This window comes from Haemophilus sputorum HK 2154, assembly GCF_000287615.1.
GTDB classification, from domain to species: Bacteria; Pseudomonadota; Gammaproteobacteria; order Enterobacterales; family Pasteurellaceae; genus Haemophilus_A; species Haemophilus_A sputorum.
The window spans coordinates 397,124-413,484 of sequence record NZ_ALJP01000009.1; the positions used below are offsets into that span (position 1 = coordinate 397,124).

Annotated in this window: 10 protein-coding genes; 1 reads left to right on the forward strand and 9 read right to left on the reverse strand. The window is 37.6% G+C overall.

What is annotated here, in order from left to right:
* The first annotated feature begins 97 nt into the window (after window positions 1-97).
* Entirely contained in the window at window positions 98-619 is a 522-nt protein-coding gene (locus tag HMPREF1128_RS04320; RefSeq protein WP_007525028.1) for a single-stranded DNA-binding protein, read from the forward strand.
* Window positions 620-745: 126 nt separating this feature from the next.
* On the opposite strand, the gene HMPREF1128_RS04325 is transcribed toward HMPREF1128_RS04320, so the two are convergent.
* From HMPREF1128_RS04325 to HMPREF1128_RS04365, 9 genes are all read right to left on the reverse strand, one after another.
* Window positions 746-1,336, reverse strand: a complete 591-nt coding sequence (locus HMPREF1128_RS04325) for a hypothetical protein (RefSeq protein WP_007525227.1) — start codon at window positions 1,334-1,336, stop codon at window positions 746-748.
* A gap of 98 nt (window positions 1,337-1,434) precedes the next feature.
* Window positions 1,435-2,031, reverse strand: coding sequence for an SMI1/KNR4 family protein (locus HMPREF1128_RS04330; protein ID WP_007524117.1), 597 nt, complete (start codon window positions 2,029-2,031; stop codon window positions 1,435-1,437).
* Between the two features lie 142 nt (window positions 2,032-2,173).
* Entirely contained in the window at window positions 2,174-2,533 is a 360-nt protein-coding gene (locus HMPREF1128_RS04335) for a hypothetical protein (protein ID WP_007524121.1), read from the reverse strand.
* Window positions 2,530-2,931 (reverse strand): hemagglutinin repeat-containing protein, encoded by a 402-nt coding sequence (locus HMPREF1128_RS04340; RefSeq protein ID WP_007524453.1) that lies wholly within the window; start codon window positions 2,929-2,931, stop codon window positions 2,530-2,532. The genes HMPREF1128_RS04335 and HMPREF1128_RS04340 overlap by 4 nt, the downstream gene beginning before the upstream one ends.
* Before the next feature lie 266 nt (window positions 2,932-3,197).
* The gene (locus tag HMPREF1128_RS04345) at window positions 3,198-4,115 is read right to left on the reverse strand and encodes an immunity 49 family protein (protein ID WP_007524786.1); all 918 of its coding nucleotides are present in this window, start codon (window positions 4,113-4,115) and stop codon (window positions 3,198-3,200) included.
* 1 nt (window position 4,116) lies between these two features.
* Window positions 4,117-5,502 (reverse strand): VENN motif pre-toxin domain-containing protein, encoded by a 1,386-nt coding sequence (locus tag HMPREF1128_RS04350; RefSeq protein ID WP_007524968.1) that lies wholly within the window; start codon window positions 5,500-5,502, stop codon window positions 4,117-4,119.
* A 300-nt stretch (window positions 5,503-5,802) separates the two neighbouring features.
* The gene (locus HMPREF1128_RS04355; protein WP_007524266.1) at window positions 5,803-6,168 is read right to left on the reverse strand and encodes a hypothetical protein; all 366 of its coding nucleotides are present in this window, start codon (window positions 6,166-6,168) and stop codon (window positions 5,803-5,805) included.
* 102 nt (window positions 6,169-6,270) lie between these two features.
* The gene (locus HMPREF1128_RS04360; RefSeq protein WP_007524029.1) at window positions 6,271-6,654 is read right to left on the reverse strand and encodes a hypothetical protein; all 384 of its coding nucleotides are present in this window, start codon (window positions 6,652-6,654) and stop codon (window positions 6,271-6,273) included.
* Between the two features lies 1 nt (window position 6,655).
* Window positions 6,656-16,354, reverse strand: coding sequence for a two-partner secretion domain-containing protein (locus HMPREF1128_RS04365; RefSeq protein WP_007525501.1), 9,699 nt, complete (start codon window positions 16,352-16,354; stop codon window positions 6,656-6,658).
* Between the last annotated feature and the right edge of the window lie 7 nt (window positions 16,355-16,361).

A 16,361-nucleotide genomic window follows, 5' to 3' on the forward strand; every position in this document is an offset into this window, starting at 1 on the left:
CTGTACAAAATATCAGTTTAGGCTAGTAATTTCTGTTGAAAACCGCTAGAATGCCGCAAAATTTCACAAGCATAATTTAATACATAGAGGATGTTATATGGCAGGTATTAATAAAGTTATCATCGTTGGTAACCTAGGCAACGATCCGGAAATGCGCACTATGCCAAATGGTGAAGCGGTTGCAAACATTAGCGTAGCAACCAGTGAAACTTGGACAGATAAAACCACAGGCGAGCGCCGTGAATCGACAGAATGGCACCGTATTGTGTTCTACCGTCGCCAAGCGGAAGTTGCAGGCCAATATCTTCGTAAAGGCTCACAAGTCTATGTGGAAGGTCGCCTAAAAACACGTAAATGGCAAGATCAAAACGGTCAAGACCGTTACACCACAGAAATTCAAGGTGATGTGTTACAAATGTTAGGTGGTCGTAACCAAGCTGGTGATTTCGGTGGTAACGGAGGTGGCAGTTGGAACCAAGCACCGCAAACAACCAATTACAATCAAGGCAATACAAATTATGGCAATGGCTATTCACAATCCCCTGCGCAATCTGCACCAAAACCAGTGCAAGCTGAGCCGCCAGTGAGTAATTTCGCCGATGATGATATTCCGTTCTAAGTTACATATAACTTAGCATAGTAGACAAAATAGTTACTAATCCGTCAAAAACTATGCCAAGTGGACAAAACAGTTGCTAATGTTTATTTCTCAAAATATTAGCAACTCTTTTTATTTAAAAATCCTTTACTTAAGATTTCCTTGTTCATCCGTTTCACATCGTGAGTTATCCTCTCCGCAAATAATGCCATAATTCATTCGCACACCGCTAAGTTTAATTCCATCAAATGCACCTGAGTTATGTCCTACATTGCTATATAATTTCCCCCTATCATTAGCGTCTTCAATAGGTGGTGCAAGTAAAGAGTTTTTAAACGATTCCCGTCTACTTTTCGTATCAAGTACAGAAATTAATGTAGTTGCTGATATTACTTTTGACGCACCAGCCACAATCCCCGTAGCCAAATCTAAACCTGTACGAATATGTTCTGATGCGTAAATATCCTGAATAAGATCATCAATTTTGGCTTTGTATTGCTCTTTATTCTCTATATTGGCATTATGATAATCAGTAATCGCTTTTCTTAATTCTTTACGTTTTGGCTCTTTATAAGAGTCAATGATTTTATCTTTTGCTTCTTGAGCATTATCTAAAAAATCTTTAGTTACACTAACTTGTACCTGAATTTCTTTTAATCCTTTCTCCTTGTCAAACCGATTTTCTAATTTACCCGAACGACTTTCTGCTGTTTCAGTAGTAACTACCTGACGCTCCATAGCCTCTGATAGTGCGGGCGTTCTCACTCATACCAAAGCAAGCGGTTGATTTACTGCTAAAATTTGCAAAATTTTCGACATAATTGACCGTTTGTAACTTAAATAGCGCTAGAGGAATTTAGATTATATACTTCATCTAGCTTCACCTGCATGCCATCACTATATCCACTGATAGTTTTGCAAAATTTAATTTTTATTTTTATACCCTCATACCTAGGATAGGCTACTAAATTTTCGTTTGAATACTCGCCTCCTAGTGAAAACGGAATTATAGGCATAAGAATGTTATGTATATCCAACGCATTATTATATTTCATCCAGTCCTTAGCTAATTTATAGCCAGTATAATAATTATATTTTGATAATAATGCATGAGAAAACTCTTCTATTCCCTTCCCTATAAACTCTAACTCATCAAGTTCAAAGTCATACCTATAAAAATCATTACCTTTGATACAAAAGCCCTCACCTAAAGCATTATCGCCAAAAAATATTCCCCCTATACTCAGCTCTGATTGAATTAAGCTATTAATATTAACTAGGGTATCTATATCATAAATACGGAAAGTACTTTCAAATGCCACAAAACCATTTTTTTCTCTATATAGTTTTTTTAACTCAACTGGCAAATCTACACTCTTTATACTATTGATAGACTCACTTGATATACTGATTAATTTATTGAAGTACTTCAAATTTACTCCTTAATTTCAATTTTCACTTTATCGCCATCAGAATACTGCTTACACTGATGCCCTATACAACTACCAGCACCTCTATTATCTTTTGGGGAGATCTGTTGTCGCTTTCATCTTTGACTGTTTTTGAACTCTGTACTTACCCTCTATCCCCCAACGGTGTCTCAAAATTTGCTGCCACACTCGTACTTACTCCCACACTGCTGCCTTTGTAGTCGGCATGATTATCGAGATTCTTAGCATTCAACGTGCCTGTCGCAAAGCTGTTTTTCCCCTCCATTTCAGCTTTTTCAGTTGAGGTCACTAAACCACCTGTTAGCTCAGTATGCTGTTTTACATCAACATCATACCCATCATCCCCAGCAAATATCCCCACCTGCTGATTGACTGTCGCCATATCTGCCTTCATCTTCGATTTGCTGTAACCGGTACTACCCGATGCACCATAGCCTACCGTGACTTGGGCAGAAGCACTTTCTTGTTTGCCCTCATACTTCATCGTATCTTGCTGACTGATTTACCTTTGGTTTGTGAACCGATAATATTGGCATCACCTCCGCTTTCAATCGTAGTACGGCTATCTAGGCTGCCTACTTGGCTTCTCACCCACGCTTGGCTTTCATCATTGCCTGATTTAATCGTAAGGTCATCACTGTGTAAATTTAAACGTCCGCCTTCACCAGTAACTTTGACCGAAGCTAGTTGATCTAACACTGTACGGGCAAAGTTGCCGTCAGCACTTTGAGTGGATGAAAGGGTAGAGCTGATTTCAAGGTTTTTCCCTGCATAAAGGGATAAATCTTTCACCCGATGGTGCTTGTGTTTCACTCTTGCCAACACAAGCGGTTGATTTACCTCTAGAATTTGCAAAATCCTCAACATAATTAAGATAAGCATTGGCACTCATCAGAGACAGAGCGCCATCGGGGACTAATAACACTTCCCCTGATTCACTGGTGATATCCAACTGACGAACTGTTAAATCATTACTGGTTACCGCTCGAATACCACCTTTCGCAGAAATAACATTCCCCACTTCAGCATTGGGACTAAGCGGTAATAGTTATCAGCATCTAAAACAAATGGTAGATTTATTACTAAATTTTTAAGAAATACTATTTCTACAAGTTAATATTAAAAAATCTAGAAAAAAAAAACTTTTTCTAGTTTTTTTCTTGTTTATTAGCTTTATTTGTTTTTTGCTTCCAAAAATCAATCCAATTTTCTAATGGCTGACTATAATCAAATTCTTTCATAAAATCATAAGGGTCTTCATATTTTTCTAGTGGTTTATATTCGATTAGTTCTTTAGGGGCTATTGGACTATCAATTCCCAGATCGAATCCGTGAATAGAAGCAATTTTCCCATACATTAATACTTGCATTTGCAAATAGAAATCAAACCAAACATTATTATCATAAACCGCGTTCTTAGCTAACTTAGGTTCAAGCAATTTTTCCAGTGCTATTTTCATTCCTTCATTATCTTTATTACATAACGCAATATAAAATTCATGATCAGGAATTCGTTTTTCATCTTTTTTTTGCATCTTAGAGTCATTCAGAAAATTTTCTGAGCGTACTTTCAAACTCTCCCAATCACCGGCTAAAGCCAATAAAGTATTTTTTAAAAAGAAACTATAAGTATCTTTCCTTTTATACTCTCCTAAAAAGCTGTTCCGAGAATTAATTAAAAAATGGATTAAATCTGGATTATCAGACATTATCGGTAAAAAGAAACAAGAGGTGTTATAACCACTTATCCAAGATAATTGTTCTTCACTGCTTAGTATTCGTAATTTAGCCCCAACGTAGGCATCTTGTTTGAATGTAGTAACATCAGAATGTAATAATAATTCTAGAGATGCTTTAGCTTCATAATAAACGCCTATCCTCCCCATATAAAAAGATGAATTTTCTTTTTTAGAATATATCTTATTTAAAAAAGAATTTACTCCTACTTCTTCATCTGCATATCCTTTACCTAAAATATATTCTGCACGTCCAATCACATGTTCTACACTTTCTTGATAATTACGCTTTCCTGAGCTACCCAGATAAATAGTATAATTTGCTGACATATTATTTTACTCCTTTTGAATTTGGAACTCTCACTGGAATTAGCTTAATTTTTCCATTTGTTTTATCTATACCTGCTACAACAGTTTTAATAGAATTAGGATCAGATTTTTCAATAGCTACACGTACAGCATCATCTTTAGGTAATTGATGGATAACTTTACTAATCCAGTCCTGTGATAATTGATTCGTTCTACCAACTCCTTTAGGACTGAGCTGAATCGTACCATTTCTAATTTGTTTACTATCAATAATAACAATAGATCCGTCTTTTCCGATTAGAACATGATCAAAACCATTATTTGAACCATATTTACCTCCCTTTAAAGGAGTATAACCTGAACGTTTCGCAAGCTCATTTATTAGTTTCTCAGTTAAGTCACCTTTCGGATCTCCATAATTAACTATCTTTTCAATTAAATCTTTTTCTGCTGCATTAGTTGGTTTTAATTCACAAGCCGATTTACAAACCTTACTTGCATTAATAAAGCCTTTATTTGTTGAAATAGCTATATTATCCACTTCATTGATCACTTGATTTAAGATAGAGTAATTCTTGAAACGATTAACTTGATCTATTACAGTAACACCAGATGCTTTAGCTAAATAGGCCGCCTTTTGTACAACTTTTGCTGCAGCTCCACCTAAAACAATACTTATACCCGGTATTCGAGTTATACTGCTCCCAATATATCCAAGAATTTCTCCAGCTAAAGCAGGATCATTTTTCATTGCATAATCTAAAGTATTATCGAGCTCTTCTACCGAAAGAACTATCTTATCAATTATTTCGTTAGGGTTTGTTATTGCATAAGCTAAATCCTTAATAGTTTGATCAAGGTGAATTATACTTTCTATGGATTCTACCCAACTATCAATGATTGCTTGGCCTTCTGCTTTTCTATAAGAATCCATAAATATCACCGCTTTATGCAAATCTCCATCGAAAAGCTGTTTAGCTACAAGCTCTATTTTTTCACTTTCTGTTATCCCTAGAGCCATTGAATCGACGGCGAAATAATTATTCTCCACTGCATTCTTCCCAATTCCTTGCCCTGTTTTCATTGCTTGGGCTGTTGATAGGGAATTTCCTCCACTTGACGATAATCCACTCGCCAGCCCAGCCGCTACCTGAATGAGTTCCGATACAGTCCGTTTCTCCGTTTCTGTCAAATTCTCTGACTCTTTGCCGAAGAGGTTTTTAGAGATGATGTTTGCCCCCACCTCGCCCGTTACCGCTGCAACTGCTCCTGTGCCAGCCTTACCACCTTGTGTGTAAGCCTCTACTGCTCCCCAAACGGCATGAGCAATCAGGTTCGCGACTTTATTGCCTTCGGTGGCTTTTTTGATTTCTGTGTTGATATAAGGCGAAATCGCACCTGCTGCCACACCTGCAGTTGGGCTGCCACCTAAGGCTAAACCAACCGCATTCGTTATCGTATCTACCCCTTGTCGATAGCTGCCTCCCGTTTCCCATTTCTCCGCTTCGTTTTCCAGTTCTTGGGCTTTAATTGTGTTGCCTTCAGCATTTACCTACTCTGCTTCCGCTCGTTTATTCTCTGCGAGAACGACAACTTTTCATTGATGGTTTGAAACTCTTGCGTCACTTTAACCTGATAATCCAGTTCTTTTTGTAACTGCCTTTGTCAAGCTAATTTTTTGATAAAATAATCATCAATAATATTCTAATCACAAATTACATACTCCCTTATCCCATTTAGGGTTTTGGTAACCACATTCTGCTGGCCAAAATTTCTTATACCCTTTTTTATCCATACAACTCCAGAATTTTTCATAATTATCTCTATGAAGTTTCTTTAAATTATTATCTCCATATTCCGCGCCACAGCTAACAGCATCTTTCCATCTCTGCTTAGAGTCCGTTTTTCCAATAGTTTCTAATTTCTGGTAGTGTGCTATGGCAGGAAACTCCTCCTTATTCTTATAACAATTACTAGAAACAACCTGAATGATAGGTCTAATACATTCATCTTCAAAAGAATATAAACAACCATTTAACATAAAAGCAGAAACAATTAATAATATCTTTTTCATATTAATTACCCCCTAGTTTAAACAATACTTTCATCATATCTAGACTGACTAAATCGGATATAGTGAATGCTACTGCAACAGGAATGACAAATACTTCTGTTATCATAAATTACATACTCCTTTATTCCATTTAGGATCCTGATAACCGCACTGGTTGTTTTTTATGTATATATACCCTTTATTTAGCATACATTCATCAATCTTCTGGTAAAATTTTTCAATATCCTGATGTTCAGGATAATAAGTCAAATTGTAGTCTCCATATTTTCCACCGCAAGAAACAAGGTCTTTCCATCTCTGCTCAGTGTTTGTTCGACCTAGAGTTGCTTTCTTTTGGTAACCCGCCACTAATGGAAATTCTTTTCCTTTATTCTTATGGCAGCTATTAGAAACCACTTGAATAATAGGTTTAATGCATTCATCTTCAAAAGAATATAAACAACCATTTAACATAAAAGCAGAAACAATTAATAATATCTTTTTCATATTAATTACCCCCTAGTTTAAATAGTACTTCCATCATATCTGGACTGATTAAATCAGATACAGCAAATGGTGCAGAAACAGGAATTGCAATCTCAGTTGTCCGATCGGCTAAAAACTGTTGAACATTATTTTTCAGGGAAGTATTTCCTTGTTTGTCGTACCATCTAGGTAATTGTCCTCCTAAATAATCGTGAGTTCCAGCAAAGCTCTCCACCAACATATCAGAGAAATCTCCCTTATTATATGGAAATTCTCTGCTACCTAAGTACCACCCACCTTGAATAGGTTGATATCCTCCTGTAGGTCCATATAAAGAACTTGCATTTTTATTTTGCTTAGGATCAATAGCATCCAATAATGATGGTAATTCTTTGCTTCCTTTATAAACCACCCATCCGTCATCATTAGTCTGACATCTATCAGCTCCACAAATAACATCTAAGTCAATCCGTACCCCACCTAATTTCACACCATCAAAATAACCACTATCATAGCTGTCATTTCTTAGAATCTGCCCTGTTTTCTCATCTTTAATCCCACCAAATAAACGAGAATTTTTTAGACTTTCTTCACGCATTTTGGTCGCAGCAAGTTGTAGTGTGCCTTGTGTGATCGCAATATCAGGCGTACCTGCAATAATCCCTACCGTTGTTTCTAACAATCGTTTTTGATATTGCAATTTATAAATTTCCTTATACAGTTCATCTTTTTCCTCTTCGGTTTTTGCTACTTTTATTTTCTCCCTCAATTCAGCTTGTTTTGGTAGCACATAAGCATCTATAGTCGAAAATGCATTCTTCCTAAAATCACGTGTTACTTTTACCTGAATATTGAGTTCTTTTAATACTTTCTCCTTATCAAAGCGGTTTTCCAGTTTACCCGAACGGCTTTCAGCATTATCAGCAGTAATATCGGTCTTAATTGCCTCCTTAGCTTGTTCTGCTGTTTTACCAGATCTTTCAAACTGAGCCTTATCATCTCGAATTGTCAGATTTTTGGTATTAATTCCTGATATCGTTTGACTATGCTGACTATCCTTATCAGAGCCAACACCAATAGACAAATCACCTACCAAAGATTCTTTGCCGTAAGCCAGAACTTTTTCTCCATAACCATGAGTATTATAGCCCCCCTCTGCTTGATACATTGGGTCACCATTTTCATTCACCGCCTGTTTATTACTCTGAGCAATCCCTTTATCCCCCAACGGCGTATCAAAATTTGCTGCCACACTCGCACTGACTCCCACGCTACTGCCTTTGTAGTTGGCATGATTATCGAGATTCTTGGCATTCAGCGTGCCTGTACTAAAACGATTTTTACCTTCCGCCTCGGCTTGTTCGGTAGAAGTCACTAAACCTGCCGTCAGTTCAGTATGGTTTTGGATATCAACATCATACCCATCATCCCCAGCAAATATCCCCGCCTGCTGATTAACTGTCGCCATATCTGCTTTCATCTTCGATTTGCTGTAACCAGTACTACCCGATGCACCATAACCTACCGTGACTTGGGCTGAAGCACTTTCTTGTTTGCCCTCATACTTCATCGTGTCTTGCAAACTCTGGATATTCAGGTTTTCCGCATTCACTTTGACCGATTTCCCTTTCACTTGTGAGCCAACAATATTTGTATCGCCTCCGCTTTCAATTGTGGTACGGCTATCTAGGCTGCCTACTTGGCTTCCCACCCAAGCACGGCTTTCACCATTGCCATAGCCTTTTGCCACATTGCCACCTGCCGTGACACCAAACGCAAAACCGCTTGAGCCATAGCCAACCGCCACACCAGCATTAAAGCCACTGGATTTATTTTTGCTCCGTTCAAGGTGGTTTTCATCTACTGCCAAAATGTTGACATCGCCCTCTGCTTTTAAGTATGTACCGCCTTTGCCTGATACATCAGAACCCACAATGGTTAAAGTTGAGTCTTTACCACCGCCTTTAGTTTTGATATTCAACTTACCTCCGGCGTTGATTTGGCTTTTTTCGGACTTATTCCCTTCACTATGTTGGGTTTCAACACTTTTTTGTTCGCCATAGGTTATTGACACACTCACATCTTGGCTTAGCGCTTGGGTTGGGTTTTGCCCCATTGCTTCGGCTAACTTGCCCACTTGCTCCGCTGTTCGCCATGCCTCAAAACCAGCATTCGCTGCCCCTAATGCATTGATTCTGTCGTTTTTACTGCCGCCCACCGATTTTGCAGATTTCACCGCAGAATCGACCGATTGTATCACTTGCACCACAGGAATATTAACTGCAATCGTCACGCCTTTCTGCTCATAAGTCCGTTTATAATTACTCTCATAATCCGAACGGGCTGCTGTAATGTTGGCTGATTTAGCGGTAATATTCACATCACCGTCTCGAGAAGTCACGATACTGCCGGTTTGTTGGTAATGCCCGTCTGTACGAATTATCGTATCACCTGACAAGCTGCCTACTTGGCTACGAGCCGCACTTTGTTGGGTTTGGTCTTGTTCAATCTGTTCTTTCTTCTTACCTACACTAAAGCCAATACCGCCCGTCCCCATTAAACCGCTTTTCGTTTTAATGTGTTCATCTTCAGCATAGTGCATATTAGTCGCAGAGGTAATATTCACACCAGCTTTGCCGTCAATCAGTAGTTGTTTATCGGCAACCACCGCAGAGCCGTGAATATCCACTTCGCCGGTTTCAGAGTAGAGTGTGACCTTATTGCCGTCTATCTCACTACCGATATTTTCGGTGGTATCGTGGTAGTGACGGTGGGTTTCAGTGGTTTTGCTGAACCAGCCTTTAGTACTGCCTTTCGAACTGCTTGCTAATTGTTCGGATTGCTCGCCCGATTCAATACGCACGTCACCTTTTGAGCCAACAAAGGTTTCACCGTTTTCGCTGCTCACTGTGGCTTGACGAAGCGTAGCATTTTCCATGCCGACTAAGCGAACACCGTCTTTACCCCTTAGTATTGAGCCAATTTCAGCTTGCTGGTCTAGGCGGTAGTAGTTATCCGCATTGCCGTTGTAGTGTTCTTTGTTGCTCACATTAAATGTAGTAATACTCAACACCTTATCTGCTTCCGCTTTTAAGCTGCCTTGACTTTCAATATTGGCTGCTTTAATCGTGAGGTTATCATCACTGTGTAAATTTAAACGTCCGCCTTCACCGGTAACTTTGACCGAAGCGAGTTGGTCTAACACAGTGCGGGCAAAATTGCCGTCAGCACTTTGAGTGGATGAAAGGGTAGAGCTGATTTCAAGGTTTTTCCCTGCATAAAGGGATAAATCTTTCACCGCTTCAATCTTACCGCCTAAGTTAATCAGGTTTTGTTTAGCCGATAAATCCACCGTGTCACCCAAAATCGTGCCTCGATTTTCCAGTTGATTACTGTGTAAGCGGGTTAAATCACGTCCTGCAATCACGCCACTATTTTGGAGATTATCAACATTACCGATAATTTGATTGGCTGAAATCACTGCTCCGCGGGAAGTAATGTCGCTATTACGAGCAACCAAATAAACTTGTGGCACAAGGGCTGTCACTTTTCGCCCATCTGTAAGTGTGATTTTTTTATTCACTAACCAAACCATATCCGTTGTGAGTTCTGACATCTGTTTCGCGGTTAAGCCTACACCTACTGCAAGGTTAAACTGTTTGGCGTATTTCACTCCGCTATTCATTAAGGCTTGGTATTGCTCTAAATCGTTAGAGTAACCTTCAATATAACGTCTGCCAGTCAGTTGGTTAATTTGTTCGTTAATTAAACGCTGTTCATAGAAACCATCGCCCAAACGTTTGTGTACGTTATCGTGGTTATGACGAAGTTGTTCAAACATATAGTCAGAACTAAGCCATTGTTTGCGGTCTGTAAATTTAGGATCGGTTTCGACCAGATACCCATTTGGTGAATCTGGATTGATTTTATAAAGACTTGCTTGTGGTAAACGAACATCTGGAAGATGAGTTTGTACCATCGGCATAGTCATGTTAGATACATTCTCAGCATCAAATTTTTCAACAGTTGTTTGTAATTTAGCTATGACTTGTCCGGAACTGATAATATTATGATTATCAATAATTGGAGTAAGCGTAATTTCTGCATTGGCACCAATAGAATTATCCAATTGTGTTTTCGCAATAGAAACTGTATTTGGGGTATCTACATTATTTGACACGATCGAGATGGTATCTAACTGAATATCTTTTACTTTTGTTTTACCATCAACTGCTGCACTGGATGTGATTGGTGTGCCGATAGTATTAAGTACTTGATCAAATGAAAAGTGTTCAGTTGGGTGAGCATAAGGTCCATATTTCAATCCATTATGATGGTAGTGGTAATGACCTTTTCTTCCTTTTTTCTTACGAATACGGTATTCAATACGATAAGTACCATTATCCTGACGATTAATTTCACCTATAATATCCTCATTATGAAGTTTTACTCTACCTCCATCTAATGAACTATTTTGAGTATTTTTATCAAAAATAGTATCTCCTAGCCAAAGTTGTTTACCTACTAATAAATGACTATATTTATTATGTAAATCTTCCCCATCTAACTTCAATGAACCACCTATAGCTATTTTAGCTGGATCTGTATATTCTAGTGTCGTTGTGTTCGTTGTTTGATTATAAAACCAAGAATACCAACCAAATCCTTCAATTCTCGTACCATTATTTAGTTGAAAATAAGAATATGGATTTCTAGAACCATTATTGACATTATAATAACCGTCTCTCCCTTCTCGATAACGGTCGGAATTGTTACCTAATGCATGCTCAACGATTTTTTCAACTTTAGTATCAATCCCTGTTTTTACATAGAGATCTTGATTTAATAAATGAGCGGTATTGATTTTACCGTCTCCAAGAGCCTCAATAGTTGCACTCCCATTATCTACAAAATCAGCTTTACCTGTTGCATGATAGTTTTCATCCAATTGTCCACCAATTGAAAGTTTATCTAAACTAAGAATCAGTGAGTGATCACGGTTAATCAGTTTTTCCACACCAAAATCTAATCTTTCTCTTGCAGCAATCGTACCAGCTTTAGTTTCTCCATCTACCGTTTCTGCTAAATTTTCGACCGTAGAAGAATTAAATGCCACATGATCGCCATAGATTTTTCCTGTGCCAATATTTGTTACAGTAGTACTATTGATTAAGGTTTTTACTCCATCAATTAAACCACGGTTCGTTAAGGTATTTGAATTAAGCGTTGTCTCATTTGATGAAAGTTCTGAATTGGCGTTATTCACAATGTTATTTGCTGAAATTGTCATTTTATTCGCAATTGTTTGTTCAGCATTATTAGTGAAGTCCCCCTCTGTTTTAAGAGTGAGATTGCCGGCTTCAAAAGCATTATTTAAAATAAAGCTATCTTTTAAGGTGATATTTAAGTCACCTTTAGTTCTAATATTCCCTTCAGATTCCAAACTTTTTGCATTTAAATTAATGGTTTTATTACCTTGAATTAGCCCATTATCATTATTTACTGTTAAATTACCACGATTTAATACATTCACTGTATTAACAGCTAATAATTCTCCATCCAGATTATCCAAACTATTATTTGAAGTTATAGAAACATTATTCGAACTATAAACTCCACCATGTTGGTTATTTAATAATGAAGTTTGTAAGGTAATATCTTTCCCCTGAAGACCTTGTGTCGGGATATTACCTTTTGCTTTTGTGCCTTGGTTATCAAGTTGCTCTGTATTAAGTGTTAATTTATCTGCATAAATGAGCGAACCATTATGAGATATCCCACTGTTATTGATTGTTTGTGCATTAATATTTGCACTAGAAGAAGAGAGCTTACCTTCTTGGTTATCAAGTGCTTTGGTTGATAAGGTTAAATTACCGTTACTTTGAATAATGCCCTGCTGATTTTGTGTACTGTCTACAGCAGTAATATTAAGCTCTCTTCCACCATAGAGCTTACCTTGTTGATTAAGTAGAGTGGATACTCCTTGTAAAACCACACTACCCAATCCAACAATACCTTTTTCTAGATCTTGAGTATTTCGGTTATTAATCACATTTTGGTTAGTATTAATTAAGAGTGCATTATCTGCACGAATAAGACCATTCTGATTATTCATTTCGCCTGAACTAATACTAGCCTGATTTTTAGAGAAAATTAAACCATCTTGGTTATTAATCTGTTGTTGAGCAGTATTAATGATTAACTGATTTGATGAGGTGATATTACCTTGTTGGTTATCCAAGCCTTTGGTCGTTAATGTAATCTGATTTTCTGCACCGATTATTCCTTGTTGATTATTTAGTACTGTTTGTGCAGCAATAGTTAAATTAGTAGACGTAGAAACAATTTTACCTGCTTGGTTATTAATTTTATTTGCATTCAATAAACCATTATTAACCACTAGGATTTCACCTGACTGATTTTGGATATCAGAGACTTGGAGTGTAGCATGATTCAAGACCGCAACCTGCCCGTTTTGGTTATCAAGTTGTTTAGCATTCAAGGTTAAATCCGTTACTACAATACCTTGATATTTATCTGAAAGCGTATTGCGATTATCTAAGATTTGTAATGTTGTAACCCCTGCTGTTTTTGCACGAATAGATCCATGTTGATTATTGAGAGTATTAGCATCTAGGTTCAGCGTACCATTTTGTGCTGAAATAAGACCTTTTACATTATTGAGATCTGATTGGTGACTATTAATAGTCAGTCTTTCCCCAAGGCTAGCAAGTACACCATTTTGGTTCTGAATCCCCTGTTTTACACCAACGTGTGCTGAGTGCTGTGCAATCAACTTACTCCCTTGATTGTTAAGGGCTTGTGTAGTTACATTCACTTGATTACCACTGATTTCACTCTGTTTGTTTGATTTAATGGAGTCAGCAACTAAATTGAGAATATTCGCAGTAATTAAACCTGCATTCTGAGAGAGTATATTGGTATTTAAATTAAGTTGCGATTGAGTACGTATTTTACCCTGATTATTAACGAGTGACGTAGTATTTACCGTGCTATTTTTTCGTGAAAGGATATTTCCATTATTGTTATTCAGGGAGCCTGTATTTAGAGCTAATAAATTCTGTGCAATAATCCCTCTATCACTCTGATTTTCCAATAATGTATCTTGATTGTTAATTGACTGGTTATTACTATTAATAGTAATTTCATTTGCTAAAATTAGACCTTGGTTATTTTCAATCATTCCACTATTGAGATTAATATGTTGAGCTGCAACAATATTTCCCTTTTCACTTTCTAGAGTGTGATTATTAGTATCAACTTTTAAAGAACCTTGCTGGCTACCAATAGTGCCATTTGTATTATCTAACTTACCCCCTGTTGTAATATTACCATCAAACTTCGAAATAATTTGACTATCTTTATTACTTAGCTCTGCTAACGTTGTGATATTCAGATGTTCAGCAAAAACTACACTGTGATTAATTGAACTCAATGAATTTGCAGTTAAATTTAATCCCTGTGCTTGGAGAGAGCCATTTTGCTGATTGAAATTATCTGATAATGTCATATCTGCCTGCTTAGCAGAACGAATGCTCCCTTGATCATTAGTGAGGTTTTTAGCATTTAAAGCCAAATTTTCTTGAGAGTAAATCAAGCCTCGTTGATTATCGATATTTGTAACATTAAGAGTTTGATTCCCTACACTGACAATACGCCCTTGTTGGTTGGTAATATTTGCAGACTGAATATTCATCTTACCAAGGGCTACAATCCCTTTATCTTGAGTGTCTGTTAAAGTCTGCTTATTAGATAGAGTTTGTTTCTGAGTATTAATAACAACATTTTGATTAGATTGAATTAAACCATTATCATTAATGAGTTCACCTGAGTTAATCAAAAGATTCTGATTAGATAGCATTGCGCCATTTGTCGTATTAATGTAACTTGTTCCAGCATTAACTATTAATTTACCATTTGACAATAATCGACCTTGTCGATTATCTATTCCCTGGGAATGAATACTTAAATTACCTTGTGTTTTAAAGGTACCGCCTTGGTTTTTGAGTTGATCATTGACCGAAATTTTCAGTTCATCAGTGCCGGTTTGTTCCCAAACTGCATTGTGTGTAGTGAGTGAACGTTGCTTAGCGGTGATTTTGTCTGCTTTAAGGTAGCTTTGTTGTGTTTGGAGTTCGGTAGGTGTGCTTAATGATAATGTTTTATCTGCAATCAACGTTGCACTATTCGCTTGAATGTGGCCTTGATGAGCTGTTACATTCACATCGTAAGCTGAGGTATGGCTATTATCAAGATCGATTTCTGAACCTTGAACATTTATCTTACCCGAAGCAAGATTTTTTCCCTGTAAGGTCGCTTTTGTCGTGGACAAAACCGTAATGTCTTTTCCTTGAGCAGAATTGGTTTCAAGAGAACGCACTTCACCTTGTGCGGTATCTTTGACTTCTACACCGGCAGCAATCAGTGATTGGGTTGAAGCACTCACTTTAGGTGCTTGATAGGTAATGCTACCTTTAGCAACAGATTCTCCATTCTGGGTAATTTGAGACGATGCTGTTTTATGGATATTACCATGACGAGCAACAAGAGAACCGTCTTGCTTAATATCAGCGGTACTGTTCAGTTTGATATCGCCTTGTTTATTTTCAACTTTACCTTTGTTTTCAATCCCTTGACTTGCGGTTAAAGTCACTGGTTTAACTGCATTAAGTGTGCCAGTATTGACAATTCGACCTTGACTATCAATTTGCAGGGTTTCGGCACTCGCCCCAATATGTCCAGCATTACGTACACCCACACCATTTTCTGTACCAATCAAGTGAATTTTGCCTGAATACATACCACCTAATTCACCCACATCGATTGCCACTTGTGGTTTTGTTTCTCCCGCAAGCGGTTGGTTTGTGTGAATAATTTGCAAATTTTTATCAGTTTCTGACCGCTTGACAGTATTTTTGCCCGTGATAACACTGGTCTCTTTTTTCGACCAGATGCCCGCATTGATTTCTGCTTCTCGAGTAAGAATCTCCGTATAATCCACGCGGCTGTTGTCTAAACCTTTGCCGCTGACTTTTACCTTACCCACTTCAACTTTAAAGTTATCCACTTGACCATTTTTGATTTCAGGCTTACCCGTAGTAAAAGTTGCTCGGTCAGAATTAATAATCCCACAACCTTCGCAATACAATCCGCTTGGGTTCGCAATAATCACATTGGCTTTTTTGCCTGCAACTTCCACATAACCTTTCATCACTGAAGGCTTGTTAGAATTGACCTCATTTAAAATAACTTTAGCTTCGCCACGTGCAAGGTAAGGGTTACCTTGAATAAGTCCTGCTTGTTGGGATTGGGTATTAGTACGACTGTTATTTAAAATGGCACCTTTCTCTGTAACATCAAACTCGCGGTATTTATTATGGGAAAGCCCTTTATCATTAGGTGTTTGAATATTAACTTGCGGTAATCCATTCGCAGTTTGTAATACAATAGGCTGCTGATTTTTCGGAGCAGTTTTATCGGCTTGAATAATTAAGGTTTCCGCAAGCGCATTACCCGAAAAGGCAACAAAACCCAAAGCACAGAATAGGCTAAAGGTTAATGGTTTTAATTGAGCTACCAGATGAGAAACTCTAAAGTCATTTCTTTCAGTTGATTTACCTTCTAATTTTGCTAATTCAGAAACCACCACTAAACGCTGTAAAGTTTTACTGAAAATCACGCGAAAACATTGTTTGTTCATACTTAAC

Coding starts and splice junctions, on each gene's coding strand:
- HMPREF1128_RS04335 (WP_007524121.1), bottom strand. CDS start 2,533: ATGAAGTATGAGGGCAAACAAGAAAGTGCTTCTGCCCAAGTCACGGTA.
- HMPREF1128_RS04355 (WP_007524266.1), bottom strand. CDS start 6,168: ATGAAAAAGATATTATTAATTGTTTCTGCTTTTATGTTAAATGGTTGT.
- HMPREF1128_RS04365 (WP_007525501.1), bottom strand. CDS start 16,354: ATGAACAAACAATGTTTTCGCGTGATTTTCAGTAAAACTTTACAGCGT.
- HMPREF1128_RS04345 (WP_007524786.1), bottom strand. CDS start 4,115: ATGTCAGCAAATTATACTATTTATCTGGGTAGCTCAGGAAAGCGTAAT.
- HMPREF1128_RS04320 (WP_007525028.1), top strand. CDS start 98: ATGGCAGGTATTAATAAAGTTATCATCGTTGGTAACCTAGGCAACGAT.
- HMPREF1128_RS04325 (WP_007525227.1), bottom strand. CDS start 1,336: ATGGAGCGTCAGGTAGTTACTACTGAAACAGCAGAAAGTCGTTCGGGT.
- HMPREF1128_RS04340 (WP_007524453.1), bottom strand. CDS start 2,931: ATGCTTATCTTAATTATGTTGAGGATTTTGCAAATTCTAGAGGTAAAT.
- HMPREF1128_RS04360 (WP_007524029.1), bottom strand. CDS start 6,654: ATGAAAAAGATATTATTAATTGTTTCTGCTTTTATGTTAAATGGTTGT.